Genomic DNA, 13509 nt, shown 5'->3' with positions numbered 1-13509 from the left:
CCAGCCGAATTACTCAGATGACACAGAAACAACAATGAATCTTCAGTTATTGCAAACCCGTTTAGGCTATACGTTCCAGGATGCTGGCCTGTTGCAGCAAGCCTTGACGCATCGTAGCCACAGCAGTTTGCATAACGAGCGGCTGGAATTTCTCGGCGACTCCATCCTCAACTGCGTGGTCGCGTCCATCCTGTACGAACGCTTCAAGTCCATCGACGAGGGCGATTTGTCGCGCCTGCGCGCCAATCTGGTGAAACAGCAGTCGCTGTATGAAATCGCGCAAAAGCTGGAATTGTCGCAATTTTTGCGCCTGGGCGAAGGCGAACTGAAATCAGGCGGTTTCCGCCGCCCATCGATCCTCGCCGACACCCTCGAAGCCTTGCTGGGCGCGATTTTCCTCGACACGGGTTTTGACGCCGCCAGCACGGTGATCCGCGCCTTCTACATCCCCATCCTCGACTCGGTCGATCCGCAAACCCTGGGCAAGGATGCCAAGACCCTGCTGCAGGAGTTTTTGCAAAGCAAGAAAATTTCGCTGCCACAGTACAACGTGGTGGCCACCCACGGCGCCGCCCACAGCCAGGAATTCGAGATCGAATGCCTGGTGCCGAAATTGAATATCCAGGTCTACGGTCGTGGCGGAAGCCGCCGCGCCGGTGAGCAAGCCGCCGCCAAACTGGCGCTGGACGTGGCCGAGCAGGCGTTGTTGAAGTCGCCTGCCGCCAGCCGCAAGCCGAAACCGCGCGCCGCCCAGCTCAAGCTGGCCGGCATTGCCACCATCCAGAGCGACGACGCGCAAGCCCCGGCTGCCCCGGCGATCGCCGCTCACACTAAACAGAATCGACACTAGCATGACAGCCACCAAAATGCCCGACAACTTCCGCTGTGGCTATATCGCCATCGTGGGCCGCCCGAACGTGGGCAAATCGACCCTGATGAACGTGCTGATCGGCGCGAAGGTCAGCATCACTTCGCGCAAGGCGCAAACCACGCGCCACCGCATCACGGGTATCCAGACGGTGCCGGACGCGCAATTCATCTACGTCGACACGCCTGGCTTCCAGACGCGCCACTCGAACGCGCTGAACAAGACGCTGAACAAGACCGTGACGAACACCCTGATTTCCTCGGACGTGATTTTGTACGTGATCGAGGCGGGCACGTTCGGCCCGGCCGACCAGCAAGTGATGGACCTGCTGCCGAAGGAAGTGCCGTGCATTCTCGTCATCAACAAATCAGACCGCGTGAAAGACAAGGCCGTGCTGCTGCCGTTCGCGCAAAAGATTGCCGCCATGCGCGACTTCGCCGCCATCGTGCCTGTTTCCGCCAAGCTGCACTTCCAGTTGGAAGGCTTGCAGAACGAAATCAAGCGCTTCTTGCCGGAAAACCAGCCGATCTTTGGACCGGACGACATCACCGACCGCAGCGAAAAATTCCTCGCCTCGGAAATCGTGCGCGAAAAGCTGTTCCGCTTCGTGGGCGACGAACTGCCGTACACGAGCACCGTGCTGATCGAGAAATTCGAGCAGGAAGGCGATCTGCGCCGCGTGTTTGCCGCCATCCTGGTCGAGCGCGATACCCATAAATCCATGATCATCGGCAACAAGGGCGCGCGCCTGAAGGAAGTCTCCACCCAGGCCCGCCTGGATATGGAAAAGTTGTTCGGCGGCCCCGTGTACCTGGAAATCTGGGTCAAGGTCAAGTCGGGCTGGGCCGACAACGAGGCGGGCTTGCGCGCCTACGGCTACGAGTAATCCGCAACCCGGGGGCGACGCCACACGCATGAGCACCACCACGCCAGCGCTGCACCATCCTGCGCCAGCCTCCATCGTTGTCCCTGCGCCGGTGGCCATTCCGCCGCCGGCCGCATCCGCCGCGCCCCGCCGCAGCCGTCCGCCCGCGCGCGACGGCAAGGTCACGGGACAGCCAGCCTTCGTGCTGCACAGCTATCCGCATAAAGAAACCAGCCTCATCGTCGACGTGTTTACGCGCGAATACGGCCGCATCGCGCTCGTCGCCAAGGGCGCCAAGCGGCCCCATTCGCAGTTGCGCGGCGTGCTGCAGACGTTCCAGCCGCTGCAGGCGGGCTGGACGGGCAAGTCCGAGCTGCGCATCCTCACCGGCGCGGAATGGGTGGGGGGCATGTTGCCGCTGGAAAAGACCGCCTTGCTGTGTGGCTTTTATCTGAACGAATTGCTGGTGAAATTGCTGGCGCGCGACGACCCCCATCCCGTCCTGTTCGACCACTACGTTGCCACCTTGAATCAACTGGCGCACAATGAGCCGCCGCCCATCGTGCTGCGCAAGTTCGAGCGCGCCTTGCTCAAGGAAACGGGCGTGGCGGCCGACTTGACGCGCTGCACGGGCACGCGCCAGGCCGTCGATGCGGGGCAGGTATACGTGGTCGACCCGGAACGCGGACCGCGCCCGGCGCGCGCCAGCGATGCCTGGCCGAAGATCACGGGCAAGACCCTGCTCGACATGGAGCGCGAAGATTATCTTGACGTGGCCACGCAGGCGCAAAGCAAGCTGCTGATGCGCTTTTTGCTGGCCCATCAACTGGGCGGCGCCACCTTGAATACGCGACAGATACTGATCGATTTAATGCAGCTGTAGCGGCGGTTTGCCGCACGACAGCACTTTACGGATACCATCACTATGAGCTTTTTGCAGCCTTCCGGCCCCGTCATCGACCTGGGCGTCAATATCGACCACGTGGCCACCTTGCGCAATGCGCGCGGCACCGCCTATCCGGACCCGGTCCGCGCGGGCCTGCTGGCCGAGCAGGCCGGCGCCGACGCCATCACCCTGCATCTGCGCGAAGACCGCCGCCACATCAAGGATGCGGACGTCATCGCCATCGCACCGCAGTTGCTCACGCGCATGAACCTGGAAGCGGCCGTCACGGCCGAGATGATCGATTTCGCCTGCCGCATCAAGCCGGCGGACGTTTGCCTGGTGCCGGAAAAACGCACGGAAGTGACGACCGAAGGGGGCCTGGACGTGGTGCGCTACTTCAAGGAAGTGCAGGCGGCGGTGAAACAATTGCAAGGCGAGGGCATCCGCGTGAGCTTGTTCATCGATGCGGACGAGCAGCAGATCGCCGCCGCCGCCGAGCTCGGCGCGCCCGTGATCGAACTGCACACGGGCCGCTATGCGGACACCGAGGGTGCCGAGCAATTGGCGGAGCTGGAGCGCATCAAGGCGGGCGTGCTGTTCGGCGTGGGCCGCGGCTTGAAAGTGAACGCAGGCCACGGCTTGCATTACACCAATGTGCAGGCCATCGCCGCCATTCCCGACATTGCTGAATTGAACATCGGCCACGCCATCGTCGCGCATGCCGTGTTTGTCGGCTGGGAAAATGCCGTGCGTGAAATGAAGGCCATCATGGTGGCCACGCGCCTCGGGCACAGGGCCTGATAACAGATAGCAAGGAGGCAGCATGATCTACGGCATCGGCACCGATATCTGCAAGATACCCCGCATCGAGGCGGCGTTGGCGCTTCATGGCGAGCGTTTCGCCAAAAAAATACTGGGGCCGCAGGAGCTGGAAAAATTCCGCGCCCGCAGCGCCAGGAATGCCGTGCGCGGCGTGCGTTTCCTCGCCACGCGCTTCGCGGCAAAAGAGGCGTTTTCCAAGGCCATCGGCCTGGGCTTGCGCATGCCGATGACCTGGCCCGCCGCGCAGATGCTGAACCACCCCAGCGGCAAGCCGATGATCGTCTGCAGCGGCGTGCTGGCCGAGTTCATGGAAAAGCACAGGCTGAGCGCGCAAGTGACCATCAGCGATGAAGAAGAATATGCGGTCGCGTTTGTGATCGTGGAGCAAGCAGGGTAACTATAAGTGCGCAATGAGCCAGCAATGACCGAAGCAAGCCCAGAATCTTCCTTGGCGGAGACGCCGCCCGACCCGCGCGCGCAGGTGCTGGCCACCGTCGCCAAGCTGCCGAACCTGCCCGGTGTGTACCGCTATTTCGACGCCGCTGACAAGGTGCTGTACGTCGGCAAGGCGCGCGATCTGAAAAAGCGCGTCTCCAGCTACTTCCAGAAAAACCTGGCCAGCCCCCGCATCGCCATGATGGTCGAGCGCATCGCGCGCCTGGAAACGACCGTCACGCACAGCGAGGCGGAAGCCCTGATCCTGGAAAACAACCTGATCAAGGCGCTGCAACCGCGCTACAACATCCTGTTCCGCGACGACAAGTCGTACCCGTATCTGAAAATCACCAACGGCGATGCGCCGCGCATGGTGTATTACCGGGGCGCGGTGGACAAGAAAAACCAGTATTTCGGGCCGTTCCCCAGTTCCTGGGCCGTCAAGGAATCGATGCAGATACTGCAGAAGGTATTCCTCATCCGCACCTGCGAAGACAGCGTCTATGCGAACCGCACGCGGCCCTGCCTGCTGCACCAGATCGGCCGCTGCAGCGCGCCGTGCGTGGACTTGATCAGCAAGGAAGATTACAAGAACGACGTGGAAAACGCGGCGCGCTTCCTGCGTGGGCGGCAAAGCGAAGTGCTGGCCGACCTGGAAAAGAAGATGCATGCGTTTGCCGCCGAGCTGAAATTCGAGCAGGCCGTGGTGGTGCGCAACCAGATCGCCTCGCTGTCGCGCGTGCTGCACCAGCAAAGCATGGAAACGACGGGCGACGCCGATGTCGACATCCTCGCCGTGCTGGTGCAGGGCGGGCGCGCCTGCGTCAACCTGGCCATGGTGCGCGGCGGACGCCACCTGGGTGACCGCGCCTACTTCCCCAGCCAGCTCAGCGATGCGGCGGCGATTGCCGAGGAAGCCATCGAGGTGGAAGTGCTGGCCGCCTTCCTGGCCCAGCACTACACGGAAAAATTCATCCCCGGCACCCTGATCCTGAATATCGAATTCGACCAGCCAGCCCTGATGGTGGCGTTGATGGAGCAGTGCGGTCACCGCATCAACCTGATCTTCCAGCCGCAGGGGCAGCGCCGCCAGTGGCTGGAAATGGCGCAGAAGGGCGCCGAGATTTCGCTGGCGCGCTTGTTGTCCGAGCAGGGCTCGCAGCAGTCGCGCACGCGCGCGCTGGCCGAGGCGTTGCGCCTCGAAACGGAAGACCTCGACAGCCTGCGCGTCGAGTGTTTCGACATCAGCCACACGCAGGGCGAGGCGACGCAGGCCTCGTGCGTCGTGTTCCACCACCACGCCATGCAGAACGGCGAATACCGGCGCTACAACATCAACGACATCACCCCCGGCGACGATTACGCGGCCATGCGCCAGGTCCTCATGCGCCGTTATGAAAAGGTGGCGAATGGCGATGGCGTGATGCCCGATGTGGTCCTGATCGACGGCGGCAAGGGGCAGATCGAAATGGCGCGCCAGGTGTTTGCCGAGCTGGGGCTCGATATCAGCCTGATCGTCGGCGTGGCCAAGGGGGACGGGCGAAAGGTGGGCCTGGAAACCCTGCTGTTCGTCGATGGCCGCGCGGCGCAGGAACTGGGCAAGGAATCGGCGGCCCTGATGCTGATCGCGCAGATTCGCGACGAGGCGCACCGCTTTGCGATTACCGGCATGCGCGCCAAGCGGGCCAAGACGCGCCAGACCTCGCGCCTGGAAGAAATCGAGGGCATCGGCGCCAAGCGCCGCCAGAAACTGTTGTCGCGCTTTGGCGGCTTGCGCGGCGTGGTCGACGCCAGCGTCGAGGACCTGATGTCGGTGGAGGGGATTTCGACTCAACTTGCGGAAGAGATATATAAGCAGTTGCATTAATGCTCGAACGGGCGCGCCAGACCTCGCGCCTGGAAGAGATCGAAAGGGGCACAATGCGGCGCCAAGCGCCGCCAGAAACTGCTGTCGCGCTTTGGCGGCTTGCGCGGCGTGGTCGACGCCAGCGTCGAGGACCTGATGTCGGTGGAGGGGATTTCCACGCAACTGGCGGAAGAAATCTACAAGCAGTTGCATTGATGGATAGATGGCCTGGTCCGGTGCTGCGGCAACCGGACTAGGCTAATATCCCGGGGCCATGTAGACTAGTGGCGCTTTCTTCACACTTTCTTCATATTCAATTTACCCGTCGGCCGATTGCACCCTTATGCCTTTTAATATTCCCATCCTTTTGACCTGGCTGCGCGTGGCCCTGATACCGCTCGTCGTCGGCGTGTTTTATTTGCCTCCGTCTATGCTGCTGCATGGCGACCAGAACCTGGTTGCCACCCTGGTCTTTATCGTTGCCGCCGTGACCGACTGGTTCGATGGTTTCCTCGCGCGGCGCTGGAACCAGACCTCGGCCTTCGGCGCCTTCCTCGACCCCGTGGCCGACAAGCTGATGGTGGCGGGCGCCTTGCTGGTGCTGGTGCAGCTGGACCGCGTCAATGCCGTGCTGGCCTTCATCATCATCGGCCGTGAAATTACGATTTCCGCGCTGCGCGAATGGATGGCGCAGATCGGCGCATCGAAATCGGTAGCCGTCAGCTCGATCGGCAAGATCAAGACGGCCGCGCAAATGACGGCCATTCCCTTGCTGCTGTACCACGAAGTGATTTTCGGCGCGATCGACACCCACGTGTGGGGCGAGAAGCTGCTGTGGATCGCCTGCGTGCTGACCGTGTGGTCGATGTTCTATTACTTGCGCCTGGCATGGCCGCTTATTAAAGAAAAAGCGGGAAATTTGCACTAAGAATTTGCACTAAGAATAAGCAGGCGGCTATTTTCGGCGGAATATTTTGCAAAAGACCAGATATTGCCCGTTGACAGCCCCTGTAATCCCTCTATAATGCTGGCCTGTTGTTGATGACGCGGGAGTAGCTCAGTTGGTAGAGCGCAACCTTGCCAAGGTTGAGGTCGAGAGTTCGAGACTCTTCTCCCGCTCCAGTTTTCTGGATCGTGTCATAGGTAAAAACAGCGAATGCAGTAAAAAGTAGTACTGGCGATGTAGTAGAGCTTCTGATACAATGTTGTCCACTGCGGGAGTAGCTCAGTTGGTAGAGCGCAACCTTGCCAAGGTTGAGGTCGAGAGTTCGAGACTCTTCTCCCGCTCCAGTAAATACTGGATCAGCAGTAAAGCAGCACTGGTAAACGGTAGCAAAAAGCAGTAAAATAGCGGTTCGTATGCGGGAGTAGCTCAGTTGGTAGAGCGCAACCTTGCCAAGGTTGAGGTCGAGAGTTCGAGACTCTTCTCCCGCTCCAGCGAAAGCTGAAGCAGTACAGCAAGATGGCAGTAGCAGAAAATAGAAGCTCCAATGCGGGAGTAGCTCAGTTGGTAGAGCGCAACCTTGCCAAGGTTGAGGTCGAGAGTTCGAGACTCTTCTCCCGCTCCAGAATTCTAAAGGGAAGCTAAGCTGGCTTCCTTTTTTTATCCGCTGAAGTAGCAGGCGTGATTAAGTATAGTAACCAAGCTCCAATGCGGGAGTAGCTCAGTTGGTAGAGCGCAACCTTGCCAAGGTTGAGGTCGAGAGTTCGAGACTCTTCTCCCGCTCCAGTTTTCAAGGTGGGCCGCAAGGCGCACCCTAGCAGTTCCTCTGGCGAGGTAGCAAAGAGGTTATGCAGCGGCCTGCAAAGCCGTTTAGACGGGTTCGATTCCCGTCCTCGCCTCCAGATGAAAAAAATAGCCCACTTTCGAGTGGGCTATTTTTTTGTCCGTGCATTTGCCTGACTTTTGCTGTCAGCGTTTTCCCCGCGCCGTCTGGACGGCCTGACCACCGTCATCCATGATCGAATTTTGGCATAATATTTACGCCCACAAATTATGATTATGGACAAAAATTGTCAATCGATCATTTCGGCGAATACGCGCGGCCATTATCGGCAGCGCTCGTTGGAGTTCAAGCGCGCTTTGGCGGCGTTGTCGCTCGAACCGGGCGTCTCGGTCGCTCGCATCGCGCGCGAACACGGCGTCAACGCCAACCAGGTATTCAGCTGGCGCAGCCTCTATCACAAGGACGCCTCGGCGTGCCTGCGTTGAGGCGCGATGATGGCCTCTTGCCGGTGGTGCTGGCGCGCACTGCGCCGGCGCCGGGCAACGCCACCATCGATGTGGGCCGGACGATCATGCTTGAGCTGGGCCAAGTCCAAGTGCGCATCGAAGGCCAGCCCGACGTGACAAATATGAACTTCGCCCCCCGGCATATCGACCATAGTTTTTAGTGATCCTTGGTAGCACGTGGCGCGTCCCCATGAACTTGTCGCTGCATCAAAACTTTAGCCGCCGCGAGCGCATCGTTCACCTTTGCCGCTACATCCGGAGTGACGCCCGTGCCCTCCCAGTTTGTATGGGTAATTGAGTTGATCGGACGCTTGCTTGGGATAAAGATAGCAAAATGCTCGCTGAGACGATATGGGCGCGAAGCGTTGGCGCCGCCCCAAGTGCGTTCCCCGATCACCTTGGCGCGTTTCAGCGCCTGCATTTGGTACGCGAATGATTCGGCGGCGGACTTCGTATCGGGGCCTGCCAAGATGAAGACCGGTTTCTTGCCCCCATAGCGTTTGCCGTCGAGCTTATCCTGCGTCCAATACTGCGTGGTGATACCGGTCGCACGTTCCCAGATGTCGTTGAGGCGGGTGCGCCCGTCAACAAGATAGCTGATCAGTAGCGCCACTGAGTCTTCGCCGCCACCGCCGTTGTTGCGCAGATCGATGATGAGGCCATCGGTGTTAGCGAGTTTATTCATCGCTGCGGCAAACTTGTCGGATACGAGGAAAACCGGCCCGAATGAGGAAATCTCCAGGTAGCCGATATTGGGACTAAGATGATCCACCTTTTCCACGCCAAGGTTTGATGCAAGAACCCTTTCAAGCACGGCAGGCGGCACTTGTTTTTCCCATTCCGCCCGCGTCTGTGGCGGCGGCGGCATTGCATCATCGGGCGGCACCGGGTGGGCACTGACATCGATGAACATATGCTTGTCGTGGATAACGCCATCAATGTCATCGAATAGCTGTTTGGCGAGTTGTTGACCATCCGTGACCCTATCGTACTTGCCCTCGCGCTGATGCTGGCGCAAGACAAGCTCGACTTGTTTGGCTTTGTCTGGAAAAACGTAGTGGGCATTGAGCTTGGCAATCAGCGTATCGATGACCTCCAACCGGACTGCCGGATTGACCTCCACTGTCGGCGCCACCGGGGGTGTGGCTGCGATTGCCCCTGTCACGGTCAGCAATAACAAAGCCAGGGAGACTCTCCATTTATTTTTCATTATTGTCCTTTTTTAATATGTTGTAATGATTTACTGCGAACTGAACCAACAAATCCGCCGTCGTCACGCAGGCGGCCAATCGGCAGGGCGGCTTTAAGATCCCTGCTACATCTGGCGGAACTGCTTGGCAAATCCCTCACTAACGGTCAAGCGCTCGGTCCGGCCTTTCAGGATGACCTCCAGCCCAGGGCCGCTGCGCACCCCGGATTCAATGCGTTCAATCCGGTCAATGGCCTGCAGATTGACGACGGCACTGCGGTGGATTTGCGTGAACAACTGCGGGTCCAGTTGATCGAGCAGGGACTTGAGAGGCAAGCGAATCAGCGAATCGCCGTTGTCCGTCACCACCCGCGTGTATTTTTCGTTCGACTGGAAGTACAGCACTTCGCTCACCATCACCAGCCGCACCGAATTGCCGCTTGAGGCCTTGATCCACTTGAGGTACACCGGTACGCTCTCCTGTTCAAAGAGCTGTTCCCACACGGCCGGCGGCGGGCTAGCGGCCGTGCGCGACTTCAGACGGCGGATCGTCTGCAGCAGGCGTGAGGTCGTCACCGGCTTGACCAGATAGTCGGACGCGCCGGCATCGAAAGCGGCCAAGGCATAGTCCGCATACGCTGTAACGAACACTACCTGGCACGACTCGGGAATATGGCGCGCCACCTCCATGCCGTTCAGGCCGGGCATCTGTATGTCCAGGAATACGATGTCCGGTTTCAGCATGTCGATGCTTGCCACCGCGTCGATGCCGTTTTCGACCTGGCCGGCGATTTGCAGTTCGGGCCACAAGGCATGCAGCTGGTCCACCAGCTCCGCCCTTAGCAGAGGCTCGTCCTCGACGATCAGAGCGCTTGGCATCAGGCGTGGCTCCCGACAATAGGCACCGTCAACACTGCGCATACGCCTTGTCCGTCGCCTGGCTCCACAAAAAGGCTAGCCTTCCGTCCATATAGCAGCAGCAAGCGCTCTGTAATATTCGCCAATCCCGTTCCTTGCCCGGCTTGTTCGGTCAAGCCGACCCCGTCGTCGACAACAGACACGCTCAGCAGCCCGTCCGTGCTGTCGCTTTCGTGCCTTGCGCTGATGGTAATCAGGCCCGGTCGGCTGGCCCGCTCCAAACCGTGTTTGACGGCGTTCTCCACAAGCGAGATCAGCATCGCCGGCGGGAATGGCAGGCTGCGCAATTCCTCGGCCACTTCGACAGCGTAGCGCAGGCGCGTGCCCATGCGGATGCGCATCACCGCCAGGTAGTCGCTAACAAGATCCATTTCTCGTCCCAGGGTCGAGGACACCGAGCGCATATCGGGCATCGCGTTTTGCAGGTAGCCGACCAGATGGTCGAGCATCTCTTGCGCGGCCATCTGGTCGGTGCGGATCAGATACTTGAGATTTGCCAGGGTATTGAACAGGAAGTGCGGCTCTACCTGGGCCTGCAAGGCTGAAAGGCGTGCCTGCAGAGAGGTGCGTTCCAGCTCGCGCTCACGCCGAGCCGCGTTTAGCGCGCTTGCATGGCGCGCGAGGTGCTGGTGCAGTTGGGTAGACACCATCTCGGCAGTCTTTAGCGACTCACCCTGCTGGATCGCGAACCAGGCCAGGCCCGGTCGGCAGCGCAGCTCAATGTCGCAACTGGGGCCCAAATCGGACGATATTCTCACCTCGACATGGCGCCCCAGCGCCAACGGGCGCCAGCGACCCAGCACGATCCGGCCCTTGAAAGGGTCGTGAAAAAACGCAGGCGGACCGGAGTAGCCAAGTGCCGTGCCGAGCGCCAGCCCTGACAGGGACTCGGTGCACAGGTCAAAGGTGGTGTAGGGATTGAACGGCGCATGGATGTGACGCGTAACCAAGGACGCCATCGCCTCGACGCTCAGCGCCTTGCCCTCTTCGCCCAGCCGCGCTAGAAAGCCGCGTGCGATCCCATTCGACATCAGCGCGAGCCAGACCATCACCGCCGCTACAACACCGCTAACAATGTACGGAGTCAGCTTGCGGGTCTCCATTTCGCCCGGCGCCGCCGGGGCGTGGTTTAGCCAGAGCGGCAGCAGCGCGATCGCCAGCGACAGGAACAAGAGTGAACCGGCGTTTAAGCGCAGCGCCGACTGCAGCAAGTAGCGGCGCACAAGGTGGCGGTCGTGCTTGACTTCCGATACGGGAGGCGCGTTGAATGGCAAAAATGGGGGAGATCTCATCAAATTCCTTGTGTTTAACTCGCCCACCATTCTAGCGGCACGGATGCCCGTGTCTTCTCTCATGCGACGAATGCCTGCAAATCGCGGAGGAAGCCGGCGTTGGCGGGATGGACGCCGACTGGCCGTACCGGTCAGCGAATAGATGGCGGCGGCACGGTCAGCGTCCGCAAACAAATAGTTGTGGCGGCCAATAGCAACGCCACGCAGGGCACGCTCGGCGGGGGAGTTGTCGATGTCGATAGCGCCATCATCGCAGTAGCGTGTCAGAGCCGGCCATGGCTTGGGCGAGTACAGGATGGCTGCCGAGGTTCCAGGTCCACGCCCTCGCGTGCATGGATCGCGCTCTGGCGGTAGAGCAGCAAGTGGTCGGCGAATTTCTCCACCAGGACATGTGCCAGCAAACCGGTGCAGGGCCGACGCTTACCTTTTGCCGGCTGCGCATCTTGTATAATGCAGGCAAGCTCAGCTGCGCCGCCTGGCGCCTTATGAAACTTCCCCTTTCCGCCATACCCATGTAGTCACTGACGACTTTCCTGCTCCGTTCGACCTCAGCGCAGCTTTTCTGTGACGCCCGCTGCATGGCTGCGCCTGATGATTGCCCATCAGGCCGGCATTTTCCTGTTCCGACTTTGGATACGACTCGATGATCAACGCAACTTTTCGGGATGAGTGGTTCTCGAACATACAAAAAAACGTCCTGGCCGGCCTGACCACCTCGTTTGCCCTGGTGCCTGAATGCATCGCCTTCGCTCTGGTGGCGCAATTGAATCCCCTGATGGGCCTGTACGGCGCCTTCATCATTTGTGCCTTCACGGCCATCTTTGGCGGGCGCCCCGGCATGATTTCGGGCGCCGCCGGTTCCATGGCCGTCGTCATCGTGGCGCTGGTGGCCCAGCATGGCGTGCAATACCTGCTGGCGACCGTGGTGCTGAGCGGCATCATCATGACGCTGTTCGGCATCTTGCGTCTTGGGAAATTGATCCGCATGGTGCCCTACCCGGTGATGCTGGGCTTTGTGAATGGCCTGGCCATCGTCATCGCCATGGCCCAGCTGGAACATTTTCGGCAAGCCACGCCGCAAGGAGAAACCTGGCTGCAAGGCACGCCCTTGCTTGTGATGGCTGGGCTGGTGCTGCTCACCATGGCCATCGTGTACGTGCTGCCGCGCCTGACAAAAGCCGTGCCGCCCGCGCTGGTGGCCATCCTGGGAGTGGGCGTGCTCAGTCATTTCCTGCACCTGCCCACGCGCACCCTGGGCGACCTCGCGCATATCGCCGGCGGCTTGCCGGCCCTGCATTGGCCCACCGTGCCGCTGGACATGGCCACCTTGCACATCATCTTCCCGTATGCGGCGCTGATGGCCATGGTGGGCTTGCTGGAAACTTTGCTCACTTTTAATCTCACCGATGAGATGACTGAAACGCGGGGCCAGCCTAACCGCGAATGCATCGCCCTGGGCGCGTCGAACGTCGTTTCTGGCCTGTTTGGCGGCATGGGCGGCTGCGCCATGATCGGGCAGACGATGATCAACCTGAGCTCGGGCGGCCGCTCGCGCCTGTCGGGCGTGACGGCCGGCGTGATGATTTTATTGTTCATCCTGTTTCTGTCGCCGCTGATCGAACGCATCCCGCTGGCCGCTCTGGTCGGCGTGATGTTCGTCGTGGCGCAACAGACGTTTGCCTGGGGTTCCTTGCGCGTGCTGGGCAAGGTGCCCTTGCACGATGCGTTGGTGATCGTTGCCGTGACGGTGATCACGGTGTTCACGGACCTGGCGATGGCTGTGCTGTGCGGCATCGTCATCGCCGCCCTGAATTTTGCCTGGCAGCATGCACGCGACATGCGTGCCGATATCGATGACGCCAGCGCGGGCCTGCGCGTGTACCTGCCGCACGGCACCTTGTTTTTTGCTTCCACCACGCACTTCCTGGAACTGTTCCAGACAGCGGCCGACCCGGCCCGCGTCATCCTCGATTGCCGGCACCTGCACATGGCCGATCACTCGGCCATCGCCGCCATCGAATCCCTGTATGAACGCTATGACAAGGCAGGCAAGCACCTGCAGGTGACGCATCTGTCGGCCCGCAACCAGGCCTTGCTGCAGCGGGCCGGAGTCGATGTGGGCGTGGCGTAAAATAGGGGATTGTTGAATGTCTGT

Annotated in this window: 13 protein-coding genes, 6 tRNA genes and 3 pseudogenes; 17 read left to right on the top strand and 5 right to left on the bottom strand. The window is 60.4% G+C overall.

The genetic code is table 11. The annotated features are described in order from the left end of the window. Positions 1-34 precede the first annotated feature (34 nt). The 16 genes and pseudogenes from rnc (at position 35) to P9875_RS20375 (ending at position 8116) form a co-directional block, all read left to right on the top strand. Positions 35-850, top strand: coding sequence for a ribonuclease III (gene rnc, locus P9875_RS20445; protein WP_034749615.1), 816 nt, complete (start codon positions 35-37; stop codon positions 848-850). Between the two features lies 1 nt (position 851). Then, on the top strand, positions 852-1754 hold the full coding sequence (era, locus tag P9875_RS20440) for a GTPase Era (RefSeq protein ID WP_034749612.1): 903 nt from the start codon (positions 852-854) through the stop codon (positions 1752-1754). A 28-nt stretch (positions 1755-1782) separates the two neighbouring features. Then, complete coding sequence (recO, locus tag P9875_RS20435) at positions 1783-2616, top strand: DNA repair protein RecO (RefSeq protein ID WP_278316452.1); 834 nt, start codon at positions 1783-1785, stop codon at positions 2614-2616. Positions 2617-2658: 42 nt separating this feature from the next. Next, a complete protein-coding gene (pdxJ, locus tag P9875_RS20430; protein WP_278316451.1) occupies positions 2659-3420 on the top strand; it encodes a pyridoxine 5'-phosphate synthase in 762 nt (253 codons plus the stop codon). A gap of 22 nt (positions 3421-3442) precedes the next feature. Further along, positions 3443-3838, top strand: coding sequence for a holo-ACP synthase (gene acpS / locus P9875_RS20425; RefSeq protein ID WP_176389542.1), 396 nt, complete (start codon positions 3443-3445; stop codon positions 3836-3838). 24 nt (positions 3839-3862) lie between these two features. After that, the gene (gene uvrC / locus P9875_RS20420; protein ID WP_278316450.1) at positions 3863-5743 is read left to right on the top strand and encodes an excinuclease ABC subunit UvrC; all 1881 of its coding nucleotides are present in this window, start codon (positions 3863-3865) and stop codon (positions 5741-5743) included. 8 nt (positions 5744-5751) lie between these two features. Beyond that, positions 5752-5938, top strand: a pseudogene (locus tag P9875_RS28765) (helix-hairpin-helix domain-containing protein); the annotation flags it as partial. A 127-nt stretch (positions 5939-6065) separates the two neighbouring features. After that, a complete protein-coding gene (pgsA, locus tag P9875_RS20415) occupies positions 6066-6650 on the top strand; it encodes a CDP-diacylglycerol--glycerol-3-phosphate 3-phosphatidyltransferase (protein ID WP_034749601.1) in 585 nt (194 codons plus the stop codon). Positions 6651-6768: 118 nt separating this feature from the next. Further along, positions 6769-6844 (top strand) — tRNA-Gly (locus P9875_RS20410). 92 nt (positions 6845-6936) lie between these two features. Beyond that, a tRNA-Gly gene (locus tag P9875_RS20405) sits at positions 6937-7012 on the top strand. A 71-nt stretch (positions 7013-7083) separates the two neighbouring features. Then, positions 7084-7159 (top strand) — tRNA-Gly (locus P9875_RS20400). 55 nt (positions 7160-7214) lie between these two features. After that, positions 7215-7290, top strand: a tRNA-Gly gene (locus P9875_RS20395). A gap of 85 nt (positions 7291-7375) precedes the next feature. Continuing rightward, positions 7376-7451: transfer RNA gene (locus P9875_RS20390), tRNA-Gly, on the top strand. Positions 7452-7493: 42 nt separating this feature from the next. Next, positions 7494-7567 (top strand) — tRNA-Cys (locus P9875_RS20385). A 151-nt stretch (positions 7568-7718) separates the two neighbouring features. Further along, complete coding sequence (locus P9875_RS20380; RefSeq protein ID WP_255206282.1) at positions 7719-7934, top strand: transposase; 216 nt, start codon at positions 7719-7721, stop codon at positions 7932-7934. Beyond that, complete coding sequence (locus P9875_RS20375) at positions 7922-8116, top strand: hypothetical protein (protein WP_176389544.1); 195 nt, start codon at positions 7922-7924, stop codon at positions 8114-8116. The genes P9875_RS20380 and P9875_RS20375 overlap by 13 nt, the downstream gene beginning before the upstream one ends. Here the strand turns inward: P9875_RS20375 and P9875_RS20370 are convergent. The 5 genes and pseudogenes from P9875_RS20370 to P9875_RS28760 form a co-directional block, all read right to left on the bottom strand. Further along, positions 8113-9165 (bottom strand): S41 family peptidase, encoded by a 1053-nt coding sequence (locus tag P9875_RS20370; RefSeq protein WP_176389545.1) that lies wholly within the window; start codon positions 9163-9165, stop codon positions 8113-8115. The two genes, P9875_RS20375 and P9875_RS20370, sit on opposite strands and share 4 nt — an antisense overlap. Before the next feature lie 105 nt (positions 9166-9270). Continuing rightward, positions 9271-10023, bottom strand: coding sequence for a LytR/AlgR family response regulator transcription factor (locus P9875_RS20365; protein WP_035820222.1), 753 nt, complete (start codon positions 10021-10023; stop codon positions 9271-9273). Continuing rightward, positions 10023-11354 (bottom strand): sensor histidine kinase, encoded by a 1332-nt coding sequence (locus P9875_RS20360; RefSeq protein ID WP_278316449.1) that lies wholly within the window; start codon positions 11352-11354, stop codon positions 10023-10025. The genes P9875_RS20365 and P9875_RS20360 overlap by 1 nt, the downstream gene beginning before the upstream one ends. Positions 11355-11474: 120 nt before the next feature. After that, positions 11475-11663 (bottom strand): annotated as a pseudogene (locus tag P9875_RS20355) (IS66 family transposase); the annotation flags it as partial. Next, positions 11663-11767: pseudogene (locus P9875_RS28760) on the bottom strand (IS66 family transposase); the annotation flags it as partial. The pseudogenes P9875_RS28760 and P9875_RS20355, both read right to left, overlap by 1 nt. Positions 11768-11997: 230 nt before the next feature. Here P9875_RS28760 and P9875_RS20350 point away from each other — a divergent pair. After that, a complete protein-coding gene (locus P9875_RS20350) occupies positions 11998-13485 on the top strand; it encodes a SulP family inorganic anion transporter (RefSeq protein ID WP_278316448.1) in 1488 nt (495 codons plus the stop codon). Positions 13486-13509: the final 24 nt, after the last annotated feature.

Origin of the sequence: Janthinobacterium rivuli, assembly GCF_029690045.1 — a bacterium.
Taxonomy (GTDB): Bacteria; Pseudomonadota; Gammaproteobacteria; order Burkholderiales; family Burkholderiaceae_D; genus Janthinobacterium; species Janthinobacterium rivuli.
Note: the sequence above shows the minus strand (reverse complement) of the source record. Positions and strands in the feature narration are given on the sequence as shown.

Excerpts from the sequence above, each read along its gene's own strand:
- rnc (WP_034749615.1), top strand. The coding sequence starts at position 35 with ATGAATCTTCAGTTATTGCAAACCCGTTTAGGCTATACGTTCCAGGAT.
- uvrC (WP_278316450.1), top strand. The coding sequence starts at position 3,863 with ATGACCGAAGCAAGCCCAGAATCTTCCTTGGCGGAGACGCCGCCCGAC.
- recO (WP_278316452.1), top strand. The coding sequence starts at position 1,783 with ATGAGCACCACCACGCCAGCGCTGCACCATCCTGCGCCAGCCTCCATC.
- acpS (WP_176389542.1), top strand. The coding sequence starts at position 3,443 with ATGATCTACGGCATCGGCACCGATATCTGCAAGATACCCCGCATCGAG.
- P9875_RS20350 (WP_278316448.1), top strand. The coding sequence starts at position 11,998 with ATGATCAACGCAACTTTTCGGGATGAGTGGTTCTCGAACATACAAAAA.
- pdxJ (WP_278316451.1), top strand. The coding sequence starts at position 2,659 with ATGAGCTTTTTGCAGCCTTCCGGCCCCGTCATCGACCTGGGCGTCAAT.
- era (WP_034749612.1), top strand. The coding sequence starts at position 852 with ATGACAGCCACCAAAATGCCCGACAACTTCCGCTGTGGCTATATCGCC.
- P9875_RS20380 (WP_255206282.1), top strand. The coding sequence starts at position 7,719 with ATGATTATGGACAAAAATTGTCAATCGATCATTTCGGCGAATACGCGC.
- P9875_RS20360 (WP_278316449.1), bottom strand. The coding sequence starts at position 11,354 with ATGAGATCTCCCCCATTTTTGCCATTCAACGCGCCTCCCGTATCGGAA.
- P9875_RS20370 (WP_176389545.1), bottom strand. The coding sequence starts at position 9,165 with ATGAAAAATAAATGGAGAGTCTCCCTGGCTTTGTTATTGCTGACCGTG.
- P9875_RS20365 (WP_035820222.1), bottom strand. The coding sequence starts at position 10,023 with ATGCCAAGCGCTCTGATCGTCGAGGACGAGCCTCTGCTAAGGGCGGAG.
- pgsA (WP_034749601.1), top strand. The coding sequence starts at position 6,066 with ATGCCTTTTAATATTCCCATCCTTTTGACCTGGCTGCGCGTGGCCCTG.